The organism is Dellaglioa sp. CoH-57-MRSF-19 (genome assembly GCF_056781975.1).
This window is the reverse complement of record NZ_JBXAXW010000170.1, coordinates 1-372: the sequence shown is the minus strand read 5'-3', so window position 1 is coordinate 372 and position 372 is coordinate 1. Positions and strand designations below refer to the sequence as shown.

Here is a 372-nt window from a genome sequence, read left to right as displayed (position 1 = left end):
AACTAATAAAACGCGGTGTTTCTCGGCTTATTGCTTAAAAATTTAATAAATATTATCTAGTTTTCAAAGAACAAATTCGACAATTAATATTGTCAATGGAGCCTAACGGGATCGAACCGATGACCTCCTGCGTGCAAGGCAGGCGCTCTCCCAGCTGAGCTAAGGCCCCATAATGGGTATTTTATTAATTGGTAAATGGGCCTAAATGGACTCGAACCATCGACCTCACGCTTATCAGGCGTGCGCTCTAAACCAGCTGAGCTATAGGCCCGTAAACGCTTTTGAGAGTAGATCTCTCAAAACTAAACAAATTTTCGACAAGTGTGTAGGTTTCCGTAATATTCCTTAGAAAGGAGGTGATCCAGCCGCAGG

2 tRNA genes are annotated in these 372 nt (G+C 42.7%); both read right to left on the bottom strand.

Features of this window, described 5'->3' with window-relative positions:
- Nucleotides 1–96 precede the first annotated feature (96 nt).
- Nucleotides 97–169 (bottom strand) — tRNA-Ala (locus AC1RO3_RS08815).
- Nucleotides 170–196: 27 nt separating this feature from the next.
- Nucleotides 197–271 (bottom strand) — tRNA-Ile (locus tag AC1RO3_RS08810).
- Nucleotides 272–372: the final 101 nt, after the last annotated feature.